Origin of the sequence: Streptomyces virginiae (assembly GCF_000720455.1) — a bacterium.
GTDB lineage: Bacteria > Actinomycetota > Actinomycetes > Streptomycetales > Streptomycetaceae > Streptomyces > Streptomyces virginiae.
Genome location: NZ_JOAK01000002.1, coordinates 340,162 through 366,314 on the forward strand (window position 1 = coordinate 340,162; position 26,153 = coordinate 366,314).

A 26,153-nucleotide genomic window follows, 5' to 3' on the forward strand; every position below is an offset into this window, starting at 1 on the left:
CGCGTCAGGGGGCCCGCGTCAGAGCGCCGACTCCCAGGTCACCGTCGTGCCCCGCGCCCCCGCTTCCGTGCGCCCGTCGTCCGTCACCGTCAGGCGGGCCCGGGCCGGGGACGCCTCGACCAGCACCTCGATCGCGGTGACCCCGCTGCGCCGGTGCGCCGCGGCCAGGGCGCCGCGCAGGGCCGTGAGCAGCTCGCCCGCCACGGCTGCCGGGAGCAGGGCGTCCACCGCGCCCGTGAAGTGCACCGACGGCTGGAAGCCGAGCAGGACCGCCGCGCCGCCCGTCTCGCGCAGGACCCGCCCCCGGAAGGTGGTCGGGGCGTCGGTCGGCGGCTGCTGGAGGGCGAAGATGGCGGTGCGGACCTCTTGGATGGTGGAGTCCAGCTCGTCGACGGCGCGGGTGAGTTCGTCGCCGACCGTATCCCCGGCGGGGGCGTTCTCGGCGCGCCTGCGGGTGCTCTCCAGCATCATCTCGGTGGCGAACAGCCGCTGGACCACCAGGTCGTGCAGGTCCCGCGCGATCCGGTCGCGGTCCTCGTACACCGCGAGCTGCTCCCGGTCGTGCTGGGCGTCCGCCAGTACGAGGGCCAGCGCGGCCTGGGAGGCGAACTGCGAGGCGAGCAGCCGGTCGACGGCGTCGTACGCCGGGCCGCCCCGGGCGCGCGGCAGGGCCAGGGTGCCGATCAGCTGGCCGCCGCTCTGCAGCGGCAGCATCATGCTCGGCCCGAACCGCATCCGGACGTGGGTGGTCATGCGGGGGTCGGTGGCCGAGTCTTCGATGAAGACGGGTTCGCCGCCGAGGAGTTGTTCCAGCACCGGTGATCCGGGGGCGATCGCCGTTCCCACCAGGTCCCCGGGGTCCCCCTGGGTGGAGGCGGCCACGATCTCCATGCCGCCCTCGGGGGTCGGCTGGAGCACCACCCCGGCCGCGGCGTCGGCGAGCAGCCGGGCCCGTTCGGCCACGCACGTCAGGGCGTCCGCCGCGGGACTCCCCGCCAGCAGGGCCGTCGTCACGGCGGCCGCCCCGTCGATCCAGCGCTCCCGGCGGCGCGCGGTCTCGTACAGCCTGGCGTTGCCGATCGCTATGCCCGCCTGCGCGGCCAGGACGCGTACCAGGGCGAGGTCCTCCTCGGTGAAGGGACCGCCGCCGCGTTTCTCGGTGAGGTAGAGGTTGCCGAAGACCTCGCTGTGGACCCGGATCGGGACGCCCAGGAAGCTGCGCATCGGCGGGTGACCGGGCGGGAAGCCGACGGCCCGGGGGTCAAGGGCGAGGTCGTCCAGGAGCAGCGGCCTCGGGTCCTTGACGAGGACGCCGAGCAGGCCGGAGCGGACGTCCGGCAGGTGGGGGAGGGCCGCCCGCTCCTCCTCGGTCAGCCCTGCCGTGAACAGGGCGGTCACCAGGACGCGCTCGGGATCGACGATCCCGAGCGCGACGTACCGGGCCGAGCACAGCTCGGCCGCCGAATCCACGATGTGCTGGAGGGTGGCGCGCAGTTCGAGTTCGGAGCCGACGCTCAGCACGGCCTCCAGCAGCACGGGGAGGCTCGCCGCGTCCTCGTCGGACTGGTCGGCGGGCCTCCCGTGCCCTTCGGCGCGTCCCGCGCCGTGTCCCTCGACATGCCGCTCGCGGGGGTTTCCGTCGGGTTTGCCGGCCGGTTCCCGTGCGGCGTCCGTCATCCGGCCAGCGGGTTGAGGACCATGGGGGCGATCTTCCCTTCGAGCATCGCGCCGAGACCCATCACGGCGCACACGTCGGGCCGTTCGGCGATGGCGACGGGCATTCCGGTGGCGTCCCGCAGCATCTGGTCCAGGCCGGGCAGCAGGGCGCTGCCGCCGACCATCATGATTCCCCGGTCCGTCAGGTCGGCCACCAGGTCGGGCGGGCAGTCCCGCAGCACCTTGCCGATCCCGTCGAGGACGGCGGTCAGCGGCGTGTGGATGGCGTCCCGTACGGCCGCGGTGTCCACGTGGACGGAGCGGGCCAGTCCGGTGGCGACGTCACGGCCGTGGATGAGGGTGGAAGCCGGCCCGCCGGAGGTGAGGCCGTTGCCGTGCAGGGCCAGTTGGAGCGGCCGGACGGCCTGGCTGGGCAGCATCAGCTCGTGCGCGTGGCGCAGGTGCTGGACGACGGCGTGGTCGATGGCCTCGCCGCCGACGGGGATCCGCTGGGCGGTGACGATCGAACCGAGGGAGAGGACGGCGACCTGGGTGGCCGCGGCCCCGCACACCATGATCATCGTCGCGGTCGGCTGCTCCACGGGCAGTCCGCAGCCGACGGCCGCCGCGATCAGGGTGTCGACCAGTTCGACGCGCCGTGCGCCGAGCCCGACCAGGGTCTCCACGGCCGCCCGCTGGGCGAGCGGGTCCGCGTCGTGCGGTGTGCAGGCGGCGGCCCGCAGCCGCGGCTTGCGCCGCAGGGCGCGCCGCAGCTTCTCGCCGAGGAGGTGGCGCAGCATCCGCTGGGCCATCTCGATGTCGACGACGGTGCCGCCGGAGACGGGGCGCACGACCCTGATGTAGTCGGGCGTGCGGCCGGTCATCCGCTCGGCGAAGGTTCCGACGGCGATGAGTGCGCCGGTGCGCGTGTTCACCGCGGCGACGCTGGGTTCGTCGACCACGAGGCCGGCGCCCTTGACGTACACGCGGGTCCGGGCCGCCCCCAGGTCGACGGCGACGTGGCAGCGGCGCAACTGCTCAAGACTGACGGTCACGGCAGAACCTCCCGAGAGCGCTGACGCAAGAGGACCGGCGGAAGTGCCGGTCGCTTCTCATATCATCCCGGGCAATTAGGACTATTCGCCCGTTGGAATGCTCCGGCCGTGGGTGTGTCGCGGCTGCATGGGGGTGGATTTCTGTACCGACAGGCAGCAGCATGCCCGCACTGCACGCGCTACTCGCGCGTAACAAGGTAAGGGGGAACCGATGCTGACGGCCCGACAGGCGCTGATCGCGCTCCTGACGCTCTGCCTGGCGCTCATGGCGCCCGCCGCGGCCCACGCCGCCGGCCGCGGCCCGGCCCCCGCCCCTGACCGGGTATCACCGCGCAGCCCGGTGGTCTTCGTGCACGGGTACAACGCCGACCCGGGCGTCTGGGGATCCCTGCGAGCCGACCTGCGCGCCGACGGGTACGCCGAAGCGGAGCTCTTCTCCTTCGGCTACGACACCCACCAGTCCGTCAACGAGGTCCTCGCCGGCCGGCTCGCCGCCCATGTCGAGCAGGTGCGCCGGGAGACCGGCGCCGCCAAGGTCGACATCGTGGCGCATTCCTTCGGCTCGCTGGTCAGCCGCTGGTACGTCAAATACGGCGGGGGCGCGGCCACCGTCGGCCACTGGGTCTCGCTGGCCGGCCCCAACCGGGGCACCTCCACCGCCTGGGCCTGCGCCCTGTGGGACCAGGCGTGCCGGGACATGACCCCCGGGTCGTACGTCGTGAAGAACCTGGGCAGTGGGGACCCGACCCCGGGCACGGTGAAGTACGCGACCTTCTGGTCGAACTGCGACGAGGTGGTCAACCCCGACGACAGCGTCCCCCTCGCGGGCGCCACCAACACGCCGGTCGGCTGCCTGGCGCACAACGACCTGCTCGGAGACGACGGGACCTCGGCCGGAGTGCGCGCCTTCCTCGCCTCCTAGGCGTGGATCCGCGCGGCCACCGGTGCTGACGCGCTGCTTAGGGAGCACGGGCGACAGTGAGGAGGTCGTCGTGCCTGAGGGGGAAGTGCCGATGCCGGACCGGGTCCGTGCCCGCGACGCCGACGGGCGGCCTGCGCCGCCGCGGCGGTCCGTCACCCGACTGCGCCTCACCTGTCTCTACGGCGGAGTGTTCATGATGGCCGGGACGGCGCTGCTCGCCGTCGTGTTCCTGCTCGCGGAACACGCCGTGAGGGAGGGGAACGGCCCCCTCTTCGAAGTGGGACCCCAGGAGCAGGTCGTCCTGGCGCCCGCGGGCTGCGCGGGACCGGCGGACGGCGGGCCGCCTTCCTGCCGTGCCGCCGGGCGGGAGTGGCCCCACGATCCGCTGGGGTCCTCCGTGCTGCCGGTCCTCGCCGCGCTCGCCCCCCTGTCGGCCGGCGCGGGATACGTGACGGCCGGGTACGCCCTGTCGCCGCTCCGGCGGATCACCCGCGGCGCGCGCGCCGCCTGCCGCTGGGAAGTGTCCGCGAAGTAGCGTCGGCCGCCCGCCGGGCAGGCGGGACTCTGCGGACACCCCTAGGACACCGCCTGGGGCATGGCCACGCGCTGGAGCAGCCCGTAGGTGAACTCCGCCACGCAGGGCCGGTCCTGCGCGGTGAAGGCGAGGCGCCAGCGCGTCGGCGCGGTGCCCTCCATCGGCCGGACCGGCGCGAAGGCCCGCGCCACCTCGTCCACCGTCGCCGACCAGGGCAGCAGGTCGTCCGGTGACTCCAGTACGGGTCCGCGCGCACCCGGGGCCCGTACGAGCCATTCGTTCCACACCGCCCCGTCCGCGGCCGCCAGCACCTCGAAGCGCAGGTCCGGCCAGAGCGGCAGCGGCCACAGCAGGGCCTCGCACTCCAGGTCGCCGATCGTGCGGTGCTCGGTGGACTCCGGCGCCCCGAGCACCGAGCGGTACCGGGCCAGCGCCCCGCGGGTGCGCGGCGAGCGCACCATCGCCTGCCAGTGCTTGTTCGCCGCCCGCTGGTCCGCGAGCGAGGCGCCCAGCCGGCGACGGGCCTCGTCGGCGAGGTCGGGCTGGAAGTCGGCCATCCGCCGCAACAGCACCAACTGGAACGCGGCCGGCCCGAAAGATGTCATGGAGGGAACGATTCCACACAGGATCCTTACGTTCTCGGGATCCGGATGTTGCCGCACACGGCGTAGCCTGCGGGCGCCATGAACTATTGCCACGCCTGCCGGAGGCACCTCAACGGCGCGCTGGCGTGCGCCGGATGCGGAACGCCTGCCGAGTACCTGATACCTGCCGCGCCCGCCGCCGCCGGGCCGCCCCGGCCGCCCGTCGTGGAGGGGCCCGCCGCGGATCCGCCTGCGGCGCTGGCCGATGTGTTCGCCGACTCGCTCGTGGTGCTCTCCACCCCGAACGAGCGCAGGGCCGGCGCCCGGCGGCGGGCCACGAACCGGCGCCGTCGCCGGACCGTGGTGACCCTCTCGCTGGGCGTGCTGCTCGCGGCCGCCGGCTCCCTGATGGTGGCGGGCATGGCGGCCGACGGGGAGACCACCGACCGCGCCTCCACGGTGGTGCTGACCGACGACGGGCCCCAGCAGCCCGCCCCGCTGCCGGACGCGCCGACGGCCGCCGCGCCCACGGGCTCAGGCAAGGCCACCACGAAGGCCGGCGGCTCGACCACGAAGAAGTCCGGGTCCGGGGCGCCCTCCGGCAGCGCCGGGCAGCCGGGACCGACCGAGTCGACCCCGGCCCCGACCGTGTCGGGGTCGGCGTCCGGCACCTCCGGGCGGGGGCCGTCCGTACAGGCGCCCGGGACGGGCACGCCCTCGCAGGGCGCCACTGGCACCACCCAGGCACCGTCCCCGGTGCCGCCGACGCAGTCACCCACGCCCAAGCCGACCAAGAGCTGCGTGCTCTGGATCTTCTGTTCGTAGAGGGCGGGGTCAGGCCAGCATCCGCTTGAGCAGGTCCCGCAGCACGGCCCGCTCCGCCGGCGACAGCCCGGCCAGGGGCTCGCGCGCGAAGTCCAGCGACTCGCGCAGCCGCTCCGCCGTCCGCAGGCCCTCCTCGGTGGGGGCGGCCAGCTTGACCCGCCGGTCCGCGGGGTCCGGGCGGCGCTCCACCAGGCCCCGGCCCTCCAGCCGGTCGATGATGCCCGTCACGTTGGAGGGCTCGCACCGCAGCTTCTGCGCGATGCGCCGCATGGGCGTCGGCTCCATCGAGAGCAGGTTCAGCACCTTCGCCTGGGCGCCGGTCAGCTGATGGGTGGCCGCCGCGTTCTCGTACTCCATGTGGTACCGGGTCACGACGTCACCGATGAGTTCGACGACCTCGACGGTCACTGGGTCTACACGACGACTGGGCATGGATCCAGCGTACCCGTTTACTTGACAACATGAAATATCCAGGCGCATGGTTGTTTCACCTAGTGAAGCAATTTCGTTCTTACCAGGAGCGCCGCAATGTCTGAGATTCCCGCCGTGAGCCGCGAGTGGCACCTCGTCCGTCGCCCGCAGGGCTGGCCCGTCGCCGAGGACTTCGCCCTGCGTGAGGTGCCCGTGTCCGCCGAGCCCGCCGCCGGCCGGATCCTCGTGCGCAACCTCCACATGTCCGTCGACCCGTACATGCGCGGCCGGATGAACGACGTGAAGTCCTACATCCCGCCCTTCCAGCTGGACCGGCCCATGGACGGCGGCGCGGTCGGCGAGGTCGTCGCCTCCAACGCCGAGGGCTTCGCCGTCGGCGACCACGTCCTGCACGGCCTGGGCTGGCGCGAGTACGCGGAGCTCGACGCGAAGCACGCGACCAAGGTCGATGCCGCCCTCGCCCCGCTCTCCGCCTACCTCGGCGTCCTCGGCATGCCGGGTCTGACCGCCTACGCCGGCCTCTTCGAGGTCGCCTCCTTCAAGGAGGGCGACTCCGTCTTCGTCTCCGGCGCCGCGGGTGCGGTCGGCGGCCTCGTCGGCCAGTTCGCGAAGATCAAGGGTGCGTCCCGGGTGATCGGCTCCGCCGGCTCGGACGAGAAGGTGACGCTCCTCACGGAGAAGTACGGCTTCGACGCCGCCTTCAACTACAAGAACGGCCCCGTCGCCGAGCAGCTGCGCGCGGCCGCCCCCGAGGGCGTCGACGTCTACTTCGACAACGTCGGCGGCGACCACCTGGAGGCCGCCATCTCCTCCATGAACGTGGGCGGCCGCGCCACGCTCTGCGGCGCCATCGCCCACTACAACGACACCGAGGTCGCCCCCGGCCCGCGCAACCTCATGCAGGTCATCGGCAAGCGCCTGCGCCTGCAGGGCATCCTCGTCAGCGACCACGCCGGCCTGCAGCAGCAGTTCGTCCAGGACGTCGCCGGATGGCTGCGCTCCGGTGAGCTGCGCTACGACGAGACGGTCGTCGAGGGCGTCGAGAACGCCGCCTCCGCCTTCCTCGGGCTGCTGCGCGGAGAGAACACCGGAAAGATGATCGTTTCCTTCACCGGTTAGGCTCACCCCACAACCGTCGTGACCGTGGGCGCGAGTCGCGGCGATTACCAGGAGGAACATTCTTCATGTCCATCCAGCAGTCCGACGTCGCGTACACCGCCGTGGCCACCGCCGAGAACGGCCGCGACGGCCGCGTCGCCACCAACGACGGCCAGCTCGACGTCGTCGTGAACCCGCCCAAGGAGCTCGGTGGCAGCGGCGCCGGCACCAACCCGGAGCAGCTCTTCGCCGCCGGCTACAGCGCCTGCTTCCAGGGCGCCCTGGGCGTCGTCGCCAAGAACGTGAACGCCGACATCTCCGGCTCCACGGTCACCGCCGAGGTCGGCATCGGCAAGAACGACGAGGGCTTCGGTCTGATCGTCAAGATCTCCGCCGTGATCCCCAACGTGGACGCCGCCACCGCCAAGGAGCTCATCGAGAAGGCCCACGAGGTCTGCCCGTACTCCAAGGCCACCCGCGGCAACATCACCGTCGAGCTCGCCGTCTGATCCGGCAGCCGCACGGCGAAGGCCGCACCCCGATCGGGGTGCGGCCTTCGCCGTAGACTGGCGCCATGCACGATCTTGCGGGGGGCTTCCGGTACCTGCTGGCCGGACAGCGATGGGTGTTGCGACACGGGCGATGGCTGGGCTTCGGACTGCTGCCCGGGCTGGTCTCGCTCGCCCTCTACGCCGGTGCCCTCATCGGGCTCGGCTACGGCGCCGACGACCTGACCGCCTGGGCCACCCCCTTCGCCGACGACTGGTCCACCCCCTGGCTCGGCCTCTTCCGGGGCTTCCTCACCGCCCTCTTCTTCGGCCTCGGGCTCTTCCTCGCGGTGATCACCTTCACCGCCGTGACCCTGCTGATCGGCCAGCCCTTCTACGAGTCCCTCTCGGAGCAGGTCGACCGCAGCGAGGGCGGCGAGGTCCCGCAGTCCGGCCTGCCGCTCTGGCGGGAGCTGTGGATCTCGGCCCGGGACAGCGTGAAGGTGCTCGGGCGGGTGGCGCTGTACGGCATCGGGCTCTTCGTCCTCGGCTTCGTTCCCGTGATCGGCCAGACCGTCGTCCCGGTGCTCGGGTTCTGCGTCTCCGGCTACTTCCTGACCCAGGAACTCACCTCCGTCGCCCTCCAGCGCCGCAAGGTGGAACTGCCCGAGCGGCTGGTGCTGCTGCGGTCCCGGCGGCTGCTGGTGCTGGGCTTCGGAGTGCCGCTGGTGCTGGCGTTCCTGGTACCGCTCGTCGCGGTGTTCCTGATGCCGGGCGCGGTGGCGGGAGCCACCCTGATGGCGCGCGACCTGATGCGCACCGACGAGACCCCGGCCGCCGAAACCACCCCCGCGGGCTTCGGACCGCCGCCGCCGGCCTCCTCGTAGGGGCCCCTACCGCTTCAGCAGCAGGATCGCTCCCGCCGTGTCCTCCCCGCCGTGGGCGACCGGGTCCGCCGTCAGCCGGCGGCGGATCAGGTCCAGGTACGGGGAGATCAGCTCGGCGCTGACCCCCTGCTCCTCGGCGGTCCGCAGCAGGGTGCCGGTCGCCGCGACCTGCATGGCCAGGCTGGACACCACCCCGGTGGTGAAGTCCCGCGAAGCGAGCCGCTCGGCGGCGTTGCCGACGAAGAAGCCCATCGCCCCCAGCCACTCGGACAGCAGCGGAGCCAGGGCCTTCGGGGCGATGTCCTCGCCCTCGGTCAGCGCGTAGGCGTGCGAGATGCCGGCGAACAGCCCGTACATCGCGCTGAGCAGCGCCACGTCGTGCAGGGCGGCGTGCCCCGGGTCCTCCCCGACGAAGCGGGCCCCGGCCGGGACCTCCAGCGTCGCGCGGTGGGTGTCGAAGAGGGCGCGCGAGCCGCTGTAGAAGACGTACCCGCCGGCCTCCGGCACGCCGATCATCGTGGGCGTGGCCATGATCCCGCCGTCCGCGTACCGCGCGCCGCGGGCCTCGGCCCAGGCGGCCCGGGCGCGGGCCTCCGCCGGGGTGCCGGTGGTGAGGTCGACGAGGTCCTTGCCGGTCAGGTCGATGCCGTCCAGGGTGGAGCGGACGCTGGCGTCGTCCAGCAGGCAGGTCACGACGAGCCCGTTCGCGGCGACCGCCGCGGCCGCGGTCGGGGCGACGACGGCGCCCTCGGCGGCGAGCGGTCCGGCCTTGGCGGGGGTGCGGTTCCAGACGGTCAGGGAATGCCCGGCGGCGAGCCAGGTGCGGGCGAGGGCGGTGCCCATGTCGCCGAGTCCGAGCAGGGTGAGCGATTTCCGCGGTGTGGTGTCGGTCATGACGTTTAGCCTGGTTGCAGGCAGTGGGGCGCTCAAGTACGCACTTCGGAGTGGGTGGTTACCCCGAGGTGAGCGAGTAGGTGGGGAGGGTGTGCGATGGCGATGACACGAAGGCCCGGTGCGGATCACTGCGGGATCGCCGCGGCGATGTCCGTGATCGACGGCAAATGGAAGGTGTCGCTCCTGTGGGAGCTGGAGCAGCGTCCGCGCCGCTTCGGCGAGCTGCGCAGGCTCGTCCCCGGCGTCTCCGAGAAGGTGCTCGCCGCCCAGCTGCGCGAGCTGGAGACCGACGGCATCGTGCACCGCGAGGTGTACGACGAGGTCCCGCCGCGCGTCGAGTACTCCCTGACCGCGCTGGGCCAGGACCTGAACGCGGCCCTGGGACCGTTGGGGGCGTGGGGCACCAAGCACCTCCTCCCGGATTCGGCGTAGTATCCCGGGCCCGTAGGATGCATGGCAGCAAGTGCCAAGGCTGTTTCTCACTGCCCTTGAGTTCGCCCCGGCCCGGAGCTTCGGCGGGGGGCCGCAGTCGCGCGGCGGCTTGCCGAGCCACGACCGGCCACCGGGCCGAGGACCGACCAGCAGTAGGGACACAGCAGTGACAGTCAGTACCGAGGGCACGGCGACCGTGCTGCCCCCGGGCGGACCGGCCGCGCCCGCCCGCCCGATACCGGCCGCCCGGCGCGGGCTCGGCTCACGCGGCACGCTCCTGTTCCTCGAAGCCGCCGTCGCCTTCGCCGCGGCGCTCGTGCTGCCGCTGCTGGCGCGCGGCTTCAACTTCAACCCCCTCGACCGGATCGCGCAGGTCAGCGGCCTCGCCGCGATCCAGCTGCGGTTCGCGCTCATAGGCCTGGTCTTCATCGGCGCGGTGGCGCTGGCCGTACGACTGCGCGGGGGCCGGCACTTCGACCTGGCCACCCGGTTCGCCTCCGCCGCCCTCGCCGGCCTGGCCAGCGGCTTCGTCGCCGCTGGCGCGGTCGTCGCCCTCCACGGGACGCCCTGGCCGATGTTCGGCCTCAACGGCGACAGCGGCCGCATCGTCGAGTGGGCCCACGCCGTGGCCAACGGCCGCCCCTCCGGCTCGCCGGTCTACCCGCCGGCCCCCCTCCACACCCTCGGCTACTACGCCGAGTGGTTCCGCGGCGGCAACACCGCGTACGCCTTCAAGGACCTCCAGATCCTCGGTGCCGCCGCGTTCGGACCGCTGGTCTACCTCTCCTGGCGCATGCTCCTCGGCCCCGTCCGCGCCCTCGCCTTCGGCGTCGCCCCCGCCTTCGCGCTGATCGACGCCTACAAGCCGTACAGCCAGACCGTCCTCGTGGTGCTGGTCCCCGTCCTGGTGGCGATGGTGGTGTCGCTGAGCCGCAGCGGCACGCAGGGCTGGCGCCCGCTGCTGCTCAAGGGCGCGGGATTCGGCGCGCTGCTCGGCGTGCTCTTCCTCACCTACTCGGGCTGGTTCCTGTGGAGCGCGGCGGGTGTGCTGTTCGCCGCACTGCTGTACTTCCCGTGGCGGGACGGCCGGACCGGCCGGATCAAGGGCGCGGCCTTCCTCGGTGCCTCCCTCGCGGCGTTCCTGGTGGTCGCCGGGCGCTACCTCATGGTCATGCTGACCGAGGGGCAGACCACCAAGGACTACAACTTCCGGTTCGACAACTTCACCGACCCGGCGTACTACCTGATGTGGCGCACGGACATGCCCGGCAAGGTCGGCGAATGGCCGCTGCCCGGCGAGTACGGCGGGGTCGGGCTGTTCGCCCTGGTCACCTTCGTCGGCCTCGGCGCCGCGATCTGGCTGGGCATGCGCAAGCCGATGGTGGTCACCATCGCCGCCATGTTCATCAGCGCGTGGGTGATGCGCATGTACATCGCCTCGAACATGTACGAGACGCAGACCGTCCAGCTCTACACCCGCACCAACAACCAGCTGCTCTACTGCGGGCTGCTGCTGTGCGCGCTGGTCGTCCACCTGGTCTCGCAGCGGATGGCCGCGCGCAGCGCGCAGTCCACGGCGGACGCCGAGCCCGCGGCGGCCACGGCGGGTGCGGGGGGCACCGGTTTCCCCGGCCGCGAAGGCGCGGTGATCGGGGCCATGTGCGCCCTGCTGCTGCTCCTCGGCACCGTCTCCTCCTCGATGGCCGACCGCTACATGCCGGCCAAGGAGAACACGTACCGGATCCTGCCGTGGGTGTCGCACACCATCACGGAGCAGGACGGGAGCTGCCCGAAGTACGCGCCCGGCGGCACGTGCTCCAAGGACGGCGACCAGAGCTGGCTCAGCTTCATCCGATGACCCCGGGGGACCGATGACTTCCGCACTGACGCGGCTGGCCGACTGGTCGGCCAGGACACCCAAGCGGCTCTGGCTGATCTCGTTCGCGCTGTTCTTCACGCTCACGGGCGCGTGGGCGGCCGCCAGCCCGCTGGGCAGCTCTCCCGACGAGCACGCGCACTTCATCCGCGCCGCCGCCGTCGCCCGGGGGCAGATCGGCGGGACCGAGGTCATGGTCCCGCACACGGTCGCGGGCATCGAGGGCCACTTCGCCGAGACCGGGGTGCAGCTCCCGCAGTGGTACCGGAACCTGCCCACCGTGCACGAGTGCTACTCGTGGCGGGAGGCACAGCCGGCGTCCTGCGCGCCCTCGCTCGGGAACTCCGAGAAGATCGTGCAGGCCACCACGGCGGCCGGCCGCTACCACCCGGGCTACTACCTGGTGACCGGCTGGCCGAGCCTGCTGGTCGACGGCCCGAAGGGGCTGTACCTCATGCGCTTCATGTCGGCGCTGCTCTGCTCGGCCCTGCTGGCGAGCGCGGTGGTCACGGCCGCCGAATGGCGGCGGCGCTCGCTGGCGATGCTCGGCGTGTTCGCCGCGGCCACGCCGATGACGCTCTACATGGCCGGCATGGTCAACCCCAGCGGCGGCGAGATCGCCGCCGGCATCCTGGTGTGGACGGCCCTGCTGTCGATCGTCCTGTCGCCCGACCCGGTGCGGCTCAACCGCCGGCTGGCCAGGCTCGGCGTCGGCGGCCTGGTGCTGATCAACATCAGGCCGCTCGGCCTGATCTGGTTCGGCGGGGCGGTCGTCTTCTGCCTGCTGCTGACGCAGCGCCGCGGAGTGCTGGGCCAGGTGCTGCGCCGCAAGGCGCTGTGGCTCTGGACGGGCCTGCTGGGCCTGGCGACGGCCGGTGCGCTGCTGTGGGCCGCGCGGCACCCCGACAACTCGAAGATCGACATCCCCGAATCGCTGACCACCGGTGTGGCCGCGAAGAAGACCCTCGGCAACACCGAGGTCTACATCAAGCAGATGCTCGGCTTCTTCGGCTGGCTGGACACCCCCGCCCCCGCCCTCATGTACCTGGTGTGGATGGCGGTCCTCGCGACCGTCGTCGTGCTGGCGCTCGTCCACGGCCGCACGCGCGACGTGGTGGCGGTGCTCGGCATGCTCGCGGCCGTCGTGATGGTGCCGGTGCTCGCGCAGGCCTCCCAGGCGGAGCGGATCGGCATGGTGTGGCAGGGCCGCTACCTGCTGCCCTTCGCCGTCGGGCTGCCGCTGATGGCCGTGGCCGTCTGCGCCACGCGCGCCCCCGGGCACGGCTTCCCCTGGCGGCGGCTGGTCGGCCTCTCCGTCGCCGGCCTCGTCCTGGCCGACGTGGCGGCCTTCTACTGGACGCTGCGCCGGTTCGCCGTCGGCACCAAGGGTTCGTGGGTGGCGACCTCGGCGCACTGGGCCCCGCCCGGCGGCTGGGTCCTGTGGACCTGCGTGTACGCGGTGGCGGCCGTCGCCGTCGTCCTGCCCGCCCTGCTCCCCGACCGCGCGGACACCGCCGCGCGGCACCCGGACCGCGTCACCCCGCGTGCGGACCGCCACCCGCGGGTGCCCGAGCCCGCCTGACGCACCCCGCCTGACGCACCCCGCCTGACGCACCCCGCCTGACGCACCCCGCCGAGAGATCGGCCCCGTCAGCCGACGGGGCCGATCTCGGCGGTCACCACCGACGGGGTGCGGTCGTCCGCCTCGGCGAGCAGCGCCCCGCCCGGGGCCCACACGGCCGCGCCGCCACAGCCGGTCCACGGGCCCGCCGGGCCGACGTGGTTGGCGAGGACGACGTACAGGCCGTCCCGCTCGGCGATCCCCGGGTACACGGTGGCGCGCTCGCGGATCCCGTCGCCGGTCCCGTAGAGGGAACTCGCCAGGTGGACCAGGCAGCCGTCGGCCGCGCCCCGGCCCGGCACGGCGGGGAAGTGGTTGTCGTAGCAGACGCCCAGCGAGAAGCGGACCCCGAGGAGTTCGAAGCGCCCGTCGTCCGTGCCGGCCTCGAAGGCGTCCTGCTCGTGGCGGAACAGGTGCTGCTTGCGGTACGTCGTCACGTGCGCGCCGTCCGCGTCGTGGACCAGCGTCGCGATGGCGGGCCGCGGGCCCTCGCCGGGCAGGGCCACGTTGACCGCGGTGGCGATCCCGGCGGCGCGCAGCGGGTCCAGCCGGGGGTCGTCGGCGGCGGTCCACAGGCCGGGGTCGGCGGCGAGCGCCTCCAGTTCGTAGCCGGTGAGCGTGAACTCGGGGAACACGACCAGCTCGGCCCCCCGCTCACGGGCCGTCACGGCGAGGGCGGCGGCCCGCGCCGCGTTGGACCGGACATCGGCGGGGACGCATGTCATCTGCGCGGCGGCGATCTTCACCGGCTCAGGATGCCAGTCCGGCAGCGGCCTCCTTCAGCAGGATCAGCAGGGCCGCGGCGGCGGGGGAGGGGGCGATCCCGCGCGGGGTGGCCGCGTAGACCCCGCGGCGCGGGGCGTCGTCCGGGTGCAGGGGGACCAGCGCCAGGTCGGGCCGTACCGCGGAGGCGGCGAGTTCCGGGACCAGCGTGACGCCGAGCCCTGCCGCGACGAAGCCCTGCTTGGCGATCCAGTCGGCGGCGACGAAGCCCGTACGGGGGCGGAAACCGCCCGCCAGCGCCGAGTGCATGAGGGTCTCCTCGGGGCGGGTGCCGGCGGCGATCCACTCCTCGTCGGCCAGTTCGGCCAGCCGTAGCCCGGCCCGCCCGGCCAGCCGGTGGCCGCCGGGCAGGGCCACGTACATCCGCTCGTCGAGCAGGTGGTGCGGGGTGCAGTCCCGGGGCGGCCGCCCGGAGGTGTCGGCGACGACGGCGAGGTCGAGCTCCCCGGCCGACAGGAGGGCGAGGTGCTTGGCGGAGGGACCCTCGGTACGGGTGACGGCGACGGCGGGATGGCGGTCGCGGAAGGTAGCCAGCGCGCGCGGCAGCAGTGCGGCGTCCGCGGTGGAGAAGGAGCCGATCCGCAGCCGCCCGGCGCCGAGGGTGCGCAGCGCGTCGAACTCGGCGCGGGCGGTGCGCAGGCGCTCGCCGACGGCCTCGGCGTGCGGGAGCAGGACGTGACCGGCCTCGGTGAGGCGGACACCGCGCGGCAGGCGGTCGAAGAGCGGGGCGCCCCACTCGTCCTCGAGGGCCTGGATCTGCCGGGAGACGGCGGACTGGGTGTAGCCGAGGGAGCGGGCGGCGGCGGTGAGGGAGCCCAGGCGCGCCACGTGCAGGAAGACCTCGTACAAGCTCTGCGGAGTCGGCATGGCAGCCATGCTAGACAGTCGCTTGTCGCATGGAAGGGCCGTGTCTAGCGTCGTGGGCATGGACACAGCGCAGAAGATCGCATTCCTCGGGCTCGGCGGCATGGGGGCTCCGATGGCCCGTCACCTGCTCTCCCGCGGCCACGGGCTGACGGTGTGGAACCGGACGCCGGAGAAGGCCCGGCCACTGGCGCGGGCCGGCGCGACGGTCGCCGCCTCGCCCGACGGAGCCGTCCGCGACGCGGACCTCGTCATCACCATGCTGGCCGATCCGGCGGCCCTGCGGGCCGTCGCGGAGGGCGTGCTGCCCGCGCTGCGGCCCGGCGTCCACTGGATCGACACCTCGACGGTCGGGCCGGACGCGGTACGGGAGCTCGCCGGGCGGCTGCCGGCGGGGGTGACGCTGACCGACGCGCCGGTGATGGGGAGCGTCGACCGGGCGGCCACGGGGGAGTTGTGGGTGCTGGCCGGCGGCGACCCGCTGCCCGGCCCGGTCCGGCGGGTCCTGGACGCCCTCGGCGAGGTCACGGTGTGCGGCCCGGCGGGATCCGGTGCGGCGCTGAAACTGGTGCTGATCGCCGCGGCGGTCGGCGGGGTGGCCCTGACGACCGAGGCGCTGAGGCTGGGCGGGGTCCTGGGCCTGCCGGAGGAGCTGGTCCGCGCACAGCTGGCCCGCGGGCCGCTGGCGGGCGCGGTGGCACGTGCGTACGCCGACGCCTCGCACTTCCCGCTCTCCCTGGCCGCGAAGGACGTGGCCCTGGCCACCGCCCGCGCGCCGCTGCCGGTCCTGGAGTCGGTCCACGCCGCGCTGACGTCCCGTCCGGACCTGGCCGACCGGGACCTCTCGGCCCTCCGCGGCTGACCCGGCCGGCCCGGCGGTCCGGGACTTCGCCCGTGGTGAGGATCAACCTGCATAAAATGCCTGTGTGATCTTCATTGTGGTGAAATTCCCCGTCAAGCCCGAATACGTCGACGCGTGGCCCGACAAGGTCGCGCCCTTCACCCGCGCCACCCGCGCCGAACCCGGGAACCTCTGGTTCGAGTGGTCGCGCAGCCTGGAGGAGCCGGACACCTACGTCCTGGTCGAGGCCTTCCAGGACGACGCCGCCGAGGCGCACGTCACCTCGGAGCACTTCCGCGCCGCGCTGGAGACCATGCGGCCGATGGTGACCCGTACGCCCGAGATCGTCAGCACCACCATCGAGGGCGCGAACGGCTGGAGCCGGATGGGCGAGCTCCAGATCGACTAGGGCTGTCCGCCGGACACTCCTAGGGGCTGTCCGGCCCTCGCAGCAGGGTCAGGAAGGCCCGGAAGGCGGCGGGCATGTCCACGGACTCGGGGGCCAGCAGCCACTGGTACTGGAGCCCGTCCATGACCGCCGTCAGCAGCGGGGCCGCCTGCTCCGGGGTGAGTCCCGAGGGCAGGCGGTCGCCGAACTCGGCGCGCAGCACCGCCGCCATCTCCGCGCGGACCTGCGCGTAGCGCTCGGTGAAGAACTCCCGGGCCGGATGCCCGTCGGTGACGCTTTCGCCCAGCAGCGCCGAGAAGGTCTGCACGATGCCCGGGCGCATGGCGTTGTACTCCACCAGCGAGGCCAGCAGGTCCAGGCGCCAGGTGTCCGCCGCGGCGCGCGAACCGCCGCCCGTGTCCCACCGGTCGCGTTCCTCCAGCACCGCGACGAGCAGCGCCTCCTTGGTCGGGAAGTAGTGCAGCAGCCCCTGCTGGGTCAGGCCCACGCGCTCGGCGACCGTGCCCAGGGAGGCGCCCCGGTAGCCGCGCTCCGCGATCACCTCGACGGCCGCGCGGACGATCTCCCCGCGGCGTTCCTCGCTCCTCGCCCTGGCCATCGCCATGGCACCCCTTCCGTCCACTCCCGTCCGCAGGACCGTAGGAGGACCGTACGGCATTCGAATATCACGAACAAATAACAAACCCTACCGTTCAACAGGCAACGGGTTCACGATGGGGGCACCGCACCGCGCCGCACCGCGCAACCGCACCGCTCTCAACGAGGAGGCTCGGCCGTGACCGATGCCGATCAGGTCCGCGACCAGATTCGGGACGACGCCGTGGAGGCGGCGCTCGGCAAGCTCGATCTCGACACCAAGACCCTTCTCCTGGCGGGCCGGGACATGTGGTCGCTGCCCGCGATACCCGCCATCGGGCTGCAGTCCCTGGTCATGTCCGACGGCCCCATCGGGGTCCGCGGCGTGCGCTGGACCGCCGACGACCCGTCCGTCGCCCTGCCCTCCCCGACCTCGCTCGCCGCCACCTGGGACCCCGGGCTCGCCCGCCGCGCCGGCCGGCTGCTCGCCCAGGAGGCCCGCCGCAAGGGCGTCCACGTCCTGCTCGCGCCCACCGTCAACCTGCACCGTTCCCCGCTCGGCGGCCGGCACTTCGAGTGCTACTCCGAGGACCCGCACCTCACCGGGGCCATCGGCAGCGGCTACGTCAACGGCGTCCAGGACGGCGGCGTCGGCACCACGGTCAAGCACTTCGTCGGCAACGACGCCGAGACCGACCGGTTCACCGTCGACAGCGTCATCGCCCCCCGCCCGCTGCGCGAGCTATACCTGGCGCCCTTCGAGGCCATCGTCGAGGGCGCCCGCCCGTGGGGCGTCATGACCGCCTACAACCGGGTCAACGGCATCACGATGACCGAGCACCGGTACCTCGTGAACGAGGTCCTGCGCGGGGAGTGGGGCTTCGACGGCGCCAACGTCTCCGACTGGATGGCCGCCCGCTCCACCACCGGCGACATCCTGGGCGGCATGGACGTGGCCATGCCCGGCCCGACCACCGTCTACGGACCCGCCCTCGCCGAGGCCGTGCGCGCCGGGGAGGTCCCCGAGTCCGCCGTCGACGACGCCGTGCGCAACGTCCTGCGCCTCGCCGCCCGCGTCGGGGCCCTGGAGGGCGCGCCCGCCGTCGTCGAGACCGCCCCGGCCCCCGTCGAGGGCCGGGCGCTGGCCCGTGAGCTCGCCGCCCGCGGTTTCGTCCTGGTCCGCAACGAGGACGGCGCCCTGCCGCTGGACGCCTCCGCCGGCCGCACCGTCGCCCTCCTCGGGGCAGCCGCGCGCGACGCCCGGGTGCTCGGCGGCGGCAGCGCCACCGTCTTCCCCGAACGGGTCGTCTCCCCGCTCGACGGCCTCACCGCGGCCCTCCCGGAGGGGGCTCTGACCTACGCGGTCGGCGCCGACCCCTCCGAGGAACTCACCCCCGCCGACAAGGGCTTCGAACTCGTCGCCGTGTGCCGCGACGCCTCGGGGGCCGTCCTCGGCGAGGGCGGCCTGCCCACCGGCCAGGTCCAGTGGATCGGCGACGACCTGCCCTCGGGCACCACCTACGAGACGATGGCGAGCATCGAGGTCCGCGGTACGTTCGTGCCGCGCGAGAGCGGCGAGCACGCCTTCGGCACCCGCGGACTCGGTGCCTTCGCCCTCGCCGTCGGCGGGCGGCTGCTGTGGAGCGGCGTCCAGGAGATGGGCGACGAGGCCGACCCCTTCGAGGCCTTCTTCGGGGCGCCCAGCGAGCGCGCCCGCGTCACCCTCGCCGAGGGCGAGCCCGTCGAGGTGTCGCTGACCTTCCAGGTCCCCGACATGAGCGCGCTGCCGCTCAGGGCGGTCATGTTCTCGCTGCTCCACCTCGGCCCGCGGCGCGACCCCGACGAGCTGATCGCCGAGGCGGTCGCGGCCGCCCGCGCCGCCGACACCGCCGTCGTGGTCGTCGCCACCACCGAGCGCGTGGAGTCCGAGGGCTTCGACCGGAGCGACCTCGCCCTCCCGGGCCGCCAGGACGACCTGGTGCGGGCCGTCGCCGCCGTCAACCCGAACACCGTGGTCGTCGTCAACGCCGGCTCCCCGGTGGAGCTCCCGTGGCGCGAGGACGTCGCCGCCGTCCTGCTGACCTGGTTCCCCGGGCAGGAGGGCGGGGCCGCGCTGGCCGACGTACTCCTCGGGGAGGCGGAGCCGGGGGGCCGACTGCCCACCACCTGGCCCGCGCGGTTGGAGGACGCGCCCGTCACCGAGGTCGTCCCCACGGACGGCCGCCTGGAGTACGGCGAGGGCCTCTTCATCGGCTACCGGGCCTACGAGCGGCGGGGCGTCACCCCCGCCTACCCCTTCGGGCACGGCCTCGGCTACACCGACTGGGCGTACGAGTCCCTGGAGGCCACCGCCGACGCCGTACGGGTCCGCGTCACCAACACCGGCACCCGGCCGGGCCGCGAGGTCGTCCAGGTCTACCTGGCACCCGTCGCCACTACGTCCGACGGCGCGCGGAGCACGACCGTGGAGCGCCCGGCGAGCTGGCTGGCGGGCTTCGCCGGCGTCGCAGCGGGCCCCGGCGAGAGCGTCGAGACCGAGATCCCGCTGGCCGCCCGGGCCTTCGAGATCTGGGACGAGGAGACCGGCGGCTGGCGCCGGATCGGCGGCGCCTACGAGGTGCGCGCGAGCCACGCGCACGGCGACACCCGGCTGACCGCGACGCTCGACATCGCGTGACACGCCGTATGGCCGGAAATCACCCCTGAGAACCGGTCCGGGGGCGGGCCCTGACACCTGCCCCCGGACCCTCCGCTCACGCGGACGTCAACGCGGCGGCTCGGCCGCCGTCACCTGGCGGTGCGCCAGTTCCGCCAGCCTCGCCTGGCCGTCCTTGCCCGGGTGGAACCAGTCCCAGCGGCTCAACTGCTCCGCCGCGAAGGGGTACTGGAACACCGCGCCGCCGTCGTAGCGGCACAGCGCGTCCTTCCCGCAGACCTCGCGCAGCACCTCGTTGTACTCGACCACCCGCGCCCGCACCTGCTCGCGCCGGGCCGTGGCCCCCGTGGCCAGCGACAGCGGATCGGCGAGCATCGACTGGCAGATGCCCAGCTTCCACACCTGGCGCACCATCGGGAGGTCCTTGCCCTGCTCCCACAGCCGTTGCAGGTCCGGCACGCTGGAGACGTACACCTGGGAGGCCGGGGACGCGGCCCGCAACTGCGCGAGGGCCTGCTCGAAGCCGGACCGGAAGTCCGCCACCGGGGTCATCGACGAAGCGGTGGGGCGGCAGGCGTCGTTCGAGCCCACCATCACCGTGACCAGGTCGGGCTTGTGCGCGGCGGCGGCCGTCAGCTGGGCCGGCAGGTCCGCCATCCGCGAGCCCGTCACCGCGTAGTTCCAGCTGCGCTCGGGCACCGCGGCCTCCCCCAGCAGCCGGCTGGCGAGGGAGCGGACGGCGGGGTCGTTGCCGGTGGCCCAGGAGACCTCGGGGCAGTCGGCGAGGACCGAACAGGCGTCGAAACCACGCGTGATGGAGTCACCGGCGGCCGCGACCGAGGTGGGCGCCGTGTTCCACCGGGGCCCCGACTGCGCACCGCGCTCGCCGCGGTCGGGCGACCCGCCCGACTGACACCCGCTCAGGGCCCCTGCCAGCAGTGCGACCGCCGCTCCCGCGCCCGCGAGAGTACGGCGCGCGCGGCGTCCGGCGGCGGTGGTGCGCATGGGAAGGACCCCTCCTTGCGACCCCCACGTCGATCGGGGGGTCCTGCTGAGTGAAAGCTCTGTGTTTACCGGCTTCGGAGCGACCGTACGTCACACCATGACCCCTGGCGCACGGTAGCTTTTTCCCGTGGCGTTTCGGCCGCAGGTCCCGTAGCGCAATGTCAAATAATTTCCGTTACATTACATCACGTCACAAACTGTCCGTTTTCTGGAGTTTATTCCCGACCTCGTCCACCACTGGAGGTCCCGGTGACGACACGTGGAGTTCTGTACGTGCATTCCGCACCGCGCGCGCTCTGCCCGCACGTGGAATGGGCCGTAGCGGGCGTGCTCGGGGTGCGGGTGAACCTCGACTGGATCCGGCAGCCCGCCTCCCCGGGCACCTGGAGAGCCGAGTTCTCCTGGCAGGCCGAAGCGGGCACCGCCTCGAAACTCGCCTCCGCGCTGCGCGGCTGGCACCTGCTGCGCTTCGAGGTGACCGCGGAGCCCTGTCCGACCGCCGAGGGCGAGCGCTACAGCTCCACGCCGGAGCTCGGCATCTTCCACGCCGTCACCGGCATGCACGGCGACATCCTGATCCCGGAGGACCGGCTGCGCGCCGCCCTGGCCCGGTCGGCGCGCGGCGAGACCGAGCTGGAGGCGGAGATCTCCAAACTGCTCGGCAAACCCTGGGACGACGAACTGGAGCCCTTCCGCCACGCGGGCGAGGGCGCGCCCGTCCGCTGGCTCCACCAGGTGGTCTGACCCCCGCCCGACAACGCAGAAGGCCCACCCGGAATCACCCGGGTGGGCCTTCGTGCGTCGCGCGTCAGACGGTCCGGAACGCCAGGGTGACGTTGTGGCCGCCGAAGCCGAAGGAGTTGTTGATCGCGGAGATCGGGCCGTCGGCCGGCAGCTTGCGCGGCTCGCCCACGACGATGTCCGCGTCGATGTCGTCGTCGAGCGCGTCGACGTTGATCGTCGGCGGGGCCAGCCGGTGGTACAGCGCCAGCACGGTGGCGACCGTCTCGATACCGCCCGCGCCACCCAGCAGGTGACCGGTCATCGACTTGGTCGCGGAGATCGCGATGTGGTCGAGGTCGTCGCCCAGGACCTTGCGCAGGGCCTTGATCTCGGCCGTGTCACCCTGCGGGGTGGACGTGGCGTGCGCGTTGACGTGGACCAGCTCGGCCGGGTCGAGACCCGTGTTGTCGAGCAGGTTCTGCACCGCGGCCGCGACACCGCGGCCGGTCGGCTCGGGCTGCGCGATGTGGTGGCTGTCCGCGGACAGGCCCTGGCCCAGCACCTCGCAGTAGACCCGGGCTCCGCGCTTGGCGGCGTGCTCGGCGGACTCCAGGATGACGACGCCCGCGCCCTCGCCCAGGACGAAGCCGTCACGGGCCTTGTCGTAGGGACGGGAGGCCGTCTGCGGGCTCTCGTTGTTCTTGGACATCGCCATCATGTTGGCGAAGGCGGCGATCGGCAGCGGGTGGATCGCGGCCTCGGTGCCGCCCGCGACGACCACGTCGGCGCGGCCGGTGCGGATCATCTCGACGGCGTAGCCGATGGCCTCGGCGCCGGACGCGCAGGCGCTGACCGGAGTGTGCACGCCCGCCTGGGCGTTGACCTCCAGGCCGACGTTGGCCGACGGGCCGTTCGGCATGAGCATGGGGACGGTGTGCGGGGAGACCCGGCGCACACCCTTTTCCTTCAGTACGTCGTACTGGTCGAGCAGTGTGGTGACACCACCGATGCCGGAGGCGATCACGGTGCCGAGCCGGTCGGGAGCGACGGACTCGTCCTCGCCGGCCGGGGCGGTGTAGCCGGCGTCGGCCCACGCCTCGCGGGCCGCGATGACGGCGAACTGCGCCGAGCGGTCCAGCTTGCGGGCCAGCGGCCGGGGCAGGACCTCACTCGGGTCCACGGCGACAGGGGCGGCGATGCGTACCGGGAGTTCGGCGAAGCGCTCGCCCTCCAGGGGCTTGACGCCGGAACGGCCGGCGAGCAGACCTTCCCAGGTCGAAGCGCTGTCGCCACCCAGCGGAGTGGTTGCGCCGATACCGGTGACGACCACGGTGCGATTGGTCGGGCTCACAGGAATTCTTTCTCCACGTCTCAGGGGGTGCTGAATTGTCACGGCGCCACCGCCGGGTGGCGACAAACGCTCGTCAGGCTCAGGCCTGGTGCTTCAGGATGTAGTCCGCGGCGTCGCCGACCGTCTTGAGGTTCTTGACGTCCTCGTCCGGGATCTTGACGTCGAAGCGCTCTTCGGCGGCGACGACGACCTCGACCATGGACAGGGAGTCGACGTCCAGGTCGTCGGTGAAGGACTTGTCGATCTCGACGTCCTCGACCGGGATGCCCGCGATCTCGTTGACGATCTCGGCGAGGCCCTCGACGATCTCCTGCTGCGTGGCGGCCATGTGGCGCTCCTTCTCTGGGTAACTGGGTAGAAAGACCGGGATGTGGATCCCGGCCCTAGGGGAGGGTAACGACCGTCGCGGCGTAGACGAGCCCCGCCCCGAAGCCGATGACGAGCGCGGTGTCGCCGCTCTTCGCCGCTCCGGTCGCCAGGAGCCGCTCCATGGCGAGCGGGATCGAGGCGGCCGACGTGTTGCCGGTGGTTTCCACGTCACGGGCGACCGTGACGTGTTCCGGCAGCTTCAGAGTCTTCACCATCGAGTCGATGATCCGCATGTTCGCCTGGTGCGGGATGAAGACGTCCAGGTCTTCCGCGGTGATCCCGGCGGCGTCGAGCGCCTGCTGGGCCACCTTGGCCATCTCGAAGACGGCCCAGCGGAAGACCGCCTGACCCTCCTGCGTGATGGCCGGGAACTTCTCTCCGGCGTCCTTGCCGAGGTACTCGTCCCACGGCACGGTCTGCTTGATCGTGTCGGACTTGTCGCCCTCCGAACCCCACACCGTGGGGCCGATGGCCGGCTCGTCCGAAGGGCCGACGACCACGGCGCCGGCGCCGTCGCCGAACAGGAAGGCCGTCGCGCGGTCCTCCAGGTCCGTGAGGTCCGAGAGCCGCTCCACGCCGATGACGAGGACGTACTCCGCGGAACCCTCCACCACCATGCCCTTGGCGAGGGTCAGGCCGTAGCCGAAACCGGCACAGCCCGCGGAGATGTCGAAGGCGGCGGGCTTGACCGCGCCGATCCGGTGCGCGATCTCGGTCGCGACGGCCGGGGTCTGCTTGAAGTGCGAGACCGTGGAGACGATCACCGCACCGATCTGCTCGGGGGCGACACCGGCGTCGGCCAGCGCCTTGCCCGAGGCCTCCACCGACATGGCGGCGACGGTCTCCTGGGGCGAGGCCCAGTGCCGGGTCGCGATGCCGGAGCGGGAGCGGATCCACTCGTCGGACGAGTCGATGGTCTCGAGGATGACCTCGTTGGGCACCACACGGGTCGGGCGGTAGCCGCCGACACCGAGGATGCGGGCGTAGGGGGAGCCCTTGGCCGGCTTGATCTTGGACATGCTGTGTGGGCTCCTTCTCTCAGACCGTCAGTTCGGCGACCAGCGCCGCGGCCTTCTCGAGATCGTCCGGGGTCTTCAGCGCCACGCTCGGTACGCCCTTCAGCGCGCGCTTGGCCAGACCCGTCAGGGTGCCACCGGGGGACAGCTCGATGATCCCCGTGACGCCCAGCTCGGCGAACGTCTCCATGCACAGGTCCCAGCGGACCGGGTTCGCGACCTGGCCGACCAGGCGGGCGACGACGTCGGCGCCCGTGGCGACGACGAGGCCGTCCTTGTTCGAGACGTACTTCAAGGCCGGGTCGGCCGGGGAGAGGGCCTCGGCGGCCTTCTCCAGCTCGGCGACCGCGGGGGCCATGTGGTGCGTGTGGAACGCGCCCGCGACCTTGAGCGGAACGACCTTCATGGAGCCCTCGGGCTTGTCGGCCTGCAGGGCTTCGATCTGCTCCATCGTGCCGGCGGCCACGATCTGGCCCGCGCCGTTGATGTTGGCCGGGGTCAGGCCGAGCTTCTCCAGGTGCGCGACGACGACGGCGGGGTCCCCGCCGAGTACCGCGGCCATGCCCGTCTCGGTGACGGCGGCGGCCTCCGCCATGCCCAGCCCGCGGGTCCGGACGAACGACAGCGCGTCCTTCTCGGGCAGCACACCGGCGATGGCCGCGGCGGTGATCTCACCGACGCTGTGGCCCGCGACGGCGCCGAAGGCGGAGGTGGAACCCAGCGCGGAGGCGGACAGCAGACCGGCGGCGACCAGCAGGGGCTGGGCGACCGCGGTGTCGCGGATCTCCTCGGCGTCGGCCGTCGTGCCGTAGCGCGCGAGGTCCAGCTTGATGGCGTCCGACCAGGCGGCGACGCGGTCAGCGGCACCGGGGAGGTCGAGCCAGGGAGTCAAGAAGCCGGGCGTCTGAGCGCCTTGGCCGGGAGCGACGAGTACGAGCACCCTCACACTCTCTCTTGTGGATGGTCCCTGCCGCCCGTGGGGACAGGGACCAAGAACCGTCGGGGTAATTGTTGATGTCCCACAAAAGCTTAGGACTGGGTATCACCGTCAGCCAGACGCCCCAGAATCAGGGCGATCCGCAGCGTGAACGCCGATCGGACATCCGACGGCGACCAGCCGGTGACGTCGGTCACACGTCGTAGCCGGTAGCGCACCGTATTGGGGTGCACGAACAGCATCCGAGCAGCCCCTTCGAGGCTGCTCGCCTGCTCCAGATAGACGCTCAACGTCTCCAGCAGCGCCGACCCCGCCTCCTCAAGCGGTCTGTAGATCTCCTCCACCAGCTGTTCCCTCGCAGCCGGATCGGAGGCGATCGCGCGTTCCGGCAGGAGATCATCCGCCAGGACCGGCCGCGGCGCGTCCTGCCACGCCGTACAGGCCTTCAGTCCGGCCGCCGCGGCCTGCGCCGACTTCGTCGCGTTCAGCAGGTCGGCCACCACCGGGCCGGCCACCACCGGACCCGCCGCGAACGGCCCGATCAGCGACTTCGCCACCTGCATCGGGTTGTCGCTGCCGCCCGCGATGACGACCAGACGGTCCCCGAGCACACCGGTGAGGACCTGGAGCTTGTGGTGCCGGGCCGCGCGCCGGATCGCCTCGACCGTCAGCTCGCTGTCGCCCTCCGGGGCGGTGCCGAGCACCACGCACACGTGCTCCGGGGAGTTCCAGCCCAGCGCCGCCGCCCGCGACAGCGCGCCCTCGTCGGCCTCGCCGGACAGCACCGCGTTGACGACCAGGGACTCCAGCCGGGCGTCCCACGCCCCGCGCGCCTCGGCGGCCTGCGCGTACACCTGCGCGGTCGCGAAGGCGATCTCCCGCGCGTACACCAGCAGCGCCTCGCGCAGGATCGACTCGTCACCGGGGGCCGCCACCTCCTCGATCGCGGTCTCCATGACCTCGATCGTGGTGCGGACCATCTCGACGGTCTGCCGCAGCGTGATCGCCCGGGTCAGCTCGCGCGGAGCCGTCCCGAAGACGTCGGTGGAGATCGCCTGCGGAGTCTCCGGATGCCGGAACCACTCGGTGAACGCGGCGATACCGGCCTGCGCGACCAGGCCGATCCACGAGCGGTTCTCGGGTGGCATCGCCCGGTACCACGGCAGGGTCTCGTCCATGCGCGCGATCGCGTTGGCGGCGAGCCGGCCGGAGGACTTCTCCAGGCGGCGCAGCGTCGCGGCGTGCGGATGGGCGGGAGCGGGATGCGCGGCGTGTGTGGCGGGCGAATGCTCACGTTCGGGTTGGGGCACGGGACAAG

General features: G+C 72.8%; 27 protein-coding genes. 13 read left to right on the top strand and 14 right to left on the bottom strand.

Going from position 1 to position 26,153, the window contains the following annotated elements:
• Nucleotides 1-18: 18 nt before the first annotated feature.
• Both IG86_RS0104545 and IG86_RS0104550 read right to left on the bottom strand, forming a co-directional pair.
• A complete protein-coding gene (locus IG86_RS0104545) occupies nt 19-1,677 on the bottom strand; it encodes a sensor histidine kinase (RefSeq protein WP_078848170.1) in 1,659 nt (552 codons plus the stop codon).
• Nucleotides 1,674-2,711 carry a rod shape-determining protein gene (locus IG86_RS0104550; RefSeq protein WP_030037471.1) on the bottom strand — a complete coding sequence of 346 codons (1,038 nt, stop codon included), beginning with the start codon at nt 2,709-2,711 and terminating at the stop codon, nt 1,674-1,676. Before IG86_RS0104550 ends, IG86_RS0104545 begins: the two co-directional genes overlap by 4 nt.
• A gap of 211 nt (nt 2,712-2,922) precedes the next feature.
• Between IG86_RS0104550 and IG86_RS0104555 the strand changes: the two genes are divergently transcribed.
• Complete coding sequence (locus IG86_RS0104555) at nt 2,923-3,633, top strand: esterase/lipase family protein (protein ID WP_030819424.1); 711 nt, start codon at nt 2,923-2,925, stop codon at nt 3,631-3,633.
• 70 nt (nt 3,634-3,703) lie between these two features.
• Complete coding sequence (locus IG86_RS0104560; protein ID WP_157854763.1) at nt 3,704-4,168, top strand: hypothetical protein; 465 nt, start codon at nt 3,704-3,706, stop codon at nt 4,166-4,168.
• A 41-nt stretch (nt 4,169-4,209) separates the two neighbouring features.
• Here the strand turns inward: IG86_RS0104560 and IG86_RS0104565 are convergent, their stop codons facing one another.
• A complete protein-coding gene (locus IG86_RS0104565) occupies nt 4,210-4,773 on the bottom strand; it encodes a hypothetical protein (protein WP_030819429.1) in 564 nt (187 codons plus the stop codon).
• Nucleotides 4,774-4,851: 78 nt separating this feature from the next.
• Here IG86_RS0104565 and IG86_RS39675 point away from each other — a divergent pair, with 78 nt between their 5' ends.
• Nucleotides 4,852-5,577, top strand: a complete 726-nt coding sequence (locus IG86_RS39675) for an SCO2400 family protein (protein ID WP_157854764.1) — start codon at nt 4,852-4,854, stop codon at nt 5,575-5,577.
• 9 nt (nt 5,578-5,586) lie between these two features.
• On the opposite strand, the gene IG86_RS0104575 is transcribed toward IG86_RS39675, so the two are convergent.
• The gene (locus IG86_RS0104575; RefSeq protein ID WP_030657101.1) at nt 5,587-6,009 is read right to left on the bottom strand and encodes a MarR family winged helix-turn-helix transcriptional regulator; all 423 of its coding nucleotides are present in this window, start codon (nt 6,007-6,009) and stop codon (nt 5,587-5,589) included.
• 96 nt (nt 6,010-6,105) lie between these two features.
• Between IG86_RS0104575 and IG86_RS0104580 the strand changes: the two genes are divergently transcribed.
• The 3 genes from IG86_RS0104580 (at nt 6,106) to IG86_RS0104590 (ending at nt 8,482) form a co-directional block, all read left to right on the top strand.
• Complete coding sequence (locus IG86_RS0104580; RefSeq protein ID WP_030894795.1) at nt 6,106-7,128, top strand: NADP-dependent oxidoreductase; 1,023 nt, start codon at nt 6,106-6,108, stop codon at nt 7,126-7,128.
• Between the two features lie 65 nt (nt 7,129-7,193).
• Nucleotides 7,194-7,616: an organic hydroperoxide resistance protein gene (locus IG86_RS0104585; RefSeq protein WP_030657091.1), complete on the top strand. Its 423-nt coding sequence runs from the start codon at nt 7,194-7,196 to the stop codon at nt 7,614-7,616.
• Between the two features lie 65 nt (nt 7,617-7,681).
• Nucleotides 7,682-8,482: an EI24 domain-containing protein gene (locus tag IG86_RS0104590; RefSeq protein ID WP_051784957.1), complete on the top strand. Its 801-nt coding sequence runs from the start codon at nt 7,682-7,684 to the stop codon at nt 8,480-8,482.
• Nucleotides 8,483-8,488: 6 nt separating this feature from the next.
• Here IG86_RS0104590 and IG86_RS0104595 read toward each other — a convergent pair whose 3' ends face one another.
• Nucleotides 8,489-9,376, bottom strand: coding sequence for an NAD(P)-dependent oxidoreductase (locus IG86_RS0104595; protein WP_030819437.1), 888 nt, complete (start codon nt 9,374-9,376; stop codon nt 8,489-8,491).
• Between the two features lie 96 nt (nt 9,377-9,472).
• Between IG86_RS0104595 and IG86_RS0104600 the strand changes: the two genes are divergently transcribed.
• The 3 genes from IG86_RS0104600 (at nt 9,473) to IG86_RS0104610 (ending at nt 13,266) form a co-directional block, all read left to right on the top strand.
• Entirely contained in the window at nt 9,473-9,808 is a 336-nt protein-coding gene (locus IG86_RS0104600) for a winged helix-turn-helix transcriptional regulator (protein WP_030819439.1), read from the top strand.
• 166 nt (nt 9,809-9,974) lie between these two features.
• The gene (locus IG86_RS0104605) at nt 9,975-11,666 is read left to right on the top strand and encodes a hypothetical protein (RefSeq protein WP_030819442.1); all 1,692 of its coding nucleotides are present in this window, start codon (nt 9,975-9,977) and stop codon (nt 11,664-11,666) included.
• Nucleotides 11,667-11,679: 13 nt separating this feature from the next.
• Entirely contained in the window at nt 11,680-13,266 is a 1,587-nt protein-coding gene (locus IG86_RS0104610; RefSeq protein WP_030819444.1) for a DUF2142 domain-containing protein, read from the top strand.
• Between the two features lie 68 nt (nt 13,267-13,334).
• Here IG86_RS0104610 and IG86_RS0104615 read toward each other — a convergent pair whose 3' ends face one another.
• Complete coding sequence (locus IG86_RS0104615; RefSeq protein ID WP_030819447.1) at nt 13,335-14,051, bottom strand: carbon-nitrogen hydrolase family protein; 717 nt, start codon at nt 14,049-14,051, stop codon at nt 13,335-13,337.
• A gap of 4 nt (nt 14,052-14,055) precedes the next feature.
• A complete protein-coding gene (locus IG86_RS0104620) occupies nt 14,056-14,964 on the bottom strand; it encodes a LysR family transcriptional regulator (protein ID WP_045936477.1) in 909 nt (302 codons plus the stop codon).
• Nucleotides 14,965-15,013: 49 nt separating this feature from the next.
• Here IG86_RS0104620 and IG86_RS0104625 point away from each other — a divergent pair, with 49 nt between their 5' ends.
• Together IG86_RS0104625 and IG86_RS0104630 are read left to right on the top strand one after the other, a co-directional pair.
• Nucleotides 15,014-15,814, top strand: a complete 801-nt coding sequence (locus IG86_RS0104625; protein WP_030819451.1) for an NAD(P)-dependent oxidoreductase — start codon at nt 15,014-15,016, stop codon at nt 15,812-15,814.
• A gap of 64 nt (nt 15,815-15,878) precedes the next feature.
• A complete protein-coding gene (locus IG86_RS0104630) occupies nt 15,879-16,202 on the top strand; it encodes a putative quinol monooxygenase (protein ID WP_030657065.1) in 324 nt (107 codons plus the stop codon).
• Nucleotides 16,203-16,221: 19 nt separating this feature from the next.
• On the opposite strand, the gene IG86_RS0104635 is transcribed toward IG86_RS0104630, so the two are convergent.
• Complete coding sequence (locus IG86_RS0104635; RefSeq protein ID WP_030819453.1) at nt 16,222-16,800, bottom strand: TetR/AcrR family transcriptional regulator; 579 nt, start codon at nt 16,798-16,800, stop codon at nt 16,222-16,224.
• A 177-nt stretch (nt 16,801-16,977) separates the two neighbouring features.
• Here IG86_RS0104635 and IG86_RS0104640 point away from each other — a divergent pair, with 177 nt between their 5' ends.
• A complete protein-coding gene (locus tag IG86_RS0104640) occupies nt 16,978-19,455 on the top strand; it encodes a beta-glucosidase family protein (protein ID WP_030819455.1) in 2,478 nt (825 codons plus the stop codon).
• A gap of 87 nt (nt 19,456-19,542) precedes the next feature.
• Here IG86_RS0104640 and IG86_RS0104645 read toward each other — a convergent pair whose 3' ends face one another.
• The gene (locus IG86_RS0104645) at nt 19,543-20,439 is read right to left on the bottom strand and encodes an SGNH/GDSL hydrolase family protein (protein ID WP_030819457.1); all 897 of its coding nucleotides are present in this window, start codon (nt 20,437-20,439) and stop codon (nt 19,543-19,545) included.
• Between the two features lie 249 nt (nt 20,440-20,688).
• Between IG86_RS0104645 and IG86_RS0104650 the strand changes: the two genes are divergently transcribed.
• Nucleotides 20,689-21,183: a DUF3145 domain-containing protein gene (locus tag IG86_RS0104650; RefSeq protein ID WP_030819458.1), complete on the top strand. Its 495-nt coding sequence runs from the start codon at nt 20,689-20,691 to the stop codon at nt 21,181-21,183.
• 64 nt (nt 21,184-21,247) lie between these two features.
• On the opposite strand, the gene fabF is transcribed toward IG86_RS0104650, so the two are convergent.
• The 5 genes from fabF to IG86_RS0104675 all read right to left on the bottom strand — a co-directional run bounded on the left by fabF (nt 21,248) and on the right by IG86_RS0104675 (nt 26,145).
• Complete coding sequence (gene fabF / locus IG86_RS0104655) at nt 21,248-22,513, bottom strand: beta-ketoacyl-ACP synthase II (protein ID WP_030657056.1); 1,266 nt, start codon at nt 22,511-22,513, stop codon at nt 21,248-21,250.
• A gap of 79 nt (nt 22,514-22,592) precedes the next feature.
• Nucleotides 22,593-22,841: an acyl carrier protein gene (locus IG86_RS0104660; protein WP_030657054.1), complete on the bottom strand. Its 249-nt coding sequence runs from the start codon at nt 22,839-22,841 to the stop codon at nt 22,593-22,595.
• Between the two features lie 55 nt (nt 22,842-22,896).
• Complete coding sequence (locus IG86_RS0104665; RefSeq protein WP_030657052.1) at nt 22,897-23,901, bottom strand: ketoacyl-ACP synthase III; 1,005 nt, start codon at nt 23,899-23,901, stop codon at nt 22,897-22,899.
• 19 nt (nt 23,902-23,920) lie between these two features.
• Entirely contained in the window at nt 23,921-24,838 is a 918-nt protein-coding gene (locus tag IG86_RS0104670; protein ID WP_030819460.1) for an ACP S-malonyltransferase, read from the bottom strand.
• Nucleotides 24,839-24,927: 89 nt separating this feature from the next.
• A complete protein-coding gene (locus IG86_RS0104675) occupies nt 24,928-26,145 on the bottom strand; it encodes a PucR family transcriptional regulator (protein ID WP_030657048.1) in 1,218 nt (405 codons plus the stop codon).
• Nucleotides 26,146-26,153: the final 8 nt, after the last annotated feature.

Coding starts and splice junctions, on each gene's coding strand:
- IG86_RS0104635 (WP_030819453.1), bottom strand. CDS start 16,800: ATGGCCAGGGCGAGGAGCGAGGAACGCCGCGGGGAGATCGTCCGCGCG.
- IG86_RS0104545 (WP_078848170.1), bottom strand. CDS start 1,677: ATGACGGACGCCGCACGGGAACCGGCCGGCAAACCCGACGGAAACCCC.
- IG86_RS0104595 (WP_030819437.1), bottom strand. CDS start 9,376: ATGACCGACACCACACCGCGGAAATCGCTCACCCTGCTCGGACTCGGC.
- IG86_RS39675 (WP_157854764.1), top strand. CDS start 4,852: ATGAACTATTGCCACGCCTGCCGGAGGCACCTCAACGGCGCGCTGGCG.
- IG86_RS0104600 (WP_030819439.1), top strand. CDS start 9,473: ATGGCGATGACACGAAGGCCCGGTGCGGATCACTGCGGGATCGCCGCG.
- IG86_RS0104575 (WP_030657101.1), bottom strand. CDS start 6,009: ATGCCCAGTCGTCGTGTAGACCCAGTGACCGTCGAGGTCGTCGAACTC.
- IG86_RS0104585 (WP_030657091.1), top strand. CDS start 7,194: ATGTCCATCCAGCAGTCCGACGTCGCGTACACCGCCGTGGCCACCGCC.
- IG86_RS0104665 (WP_030657052.1), bottom strand. CDS start 23,901: ATGTCCAAGATCAAGCCGGCCAAGGGCTCCCCCTACGCCCGCATCCTC.
- IG86_RS0104660 (WP_030657054.1), bottom strand. CDS start 22,841: ATGGCCGCCACGCAGCAGGAGATCGTCGAGGGCCTCGCCGAGATCGTC.
- IG86_RS0104610 (WP_030819444.1), top strand. CDS start 11,680: ATGACTTCCGCACTGACGCGGCTGGCCGACTGGTCGGCCAGGACACCC.
- IG86_RS0104590 (WP_051784957.1), top strand. CDS start 7,682: ATGCACGATCTTGCGGGGGGCTTCCGGTACCTGCTGGCCGGACAGCGA.
- IG86_RS0104645 (WP_030819457.1), bottom strand. CDS start 20,439: ATGCGCACCACCGCCGCCGGACGCCGCGCGCGCCGTACTCTCGCGGGC.
- IG86_RS0104625 (WP_030819451.1), top strand. CDS start 15,014: ATGGACACAGCGCAGAAGATCGCATTCCTCGGGCTCGGCGGCATGGGG.
- IG86_RS0104620 (WP_045936477.1), bottom strand. CDS start 14,964: ATGGCTGCCATGCCGACTCCGCAGAGCTTGTACGAGGTCTTCCTGCAC.
- IG86_RS0104565 (WP_030819429.1), bottom strand. CDS start 4,773: ATGACATCTTTCGGGCCGGCCGCGTTCCAGTTGGTGCTGTTGCGGCGG.
- IG86_RS0104555 (WP_030819424.1), top strand. CDS start 2,923: ATGCTGACGGCCCGACAGGCGCTGATCGCGCTCCTGACGCTCTGCCTG.
- IG86_RS0104580 (WP_030894795.1), top strand. CDS start 6,106: ATGTCTGAGATTCCCGCCGTGAGCCGCGAGTGGCACCTCGTCCGTCGC.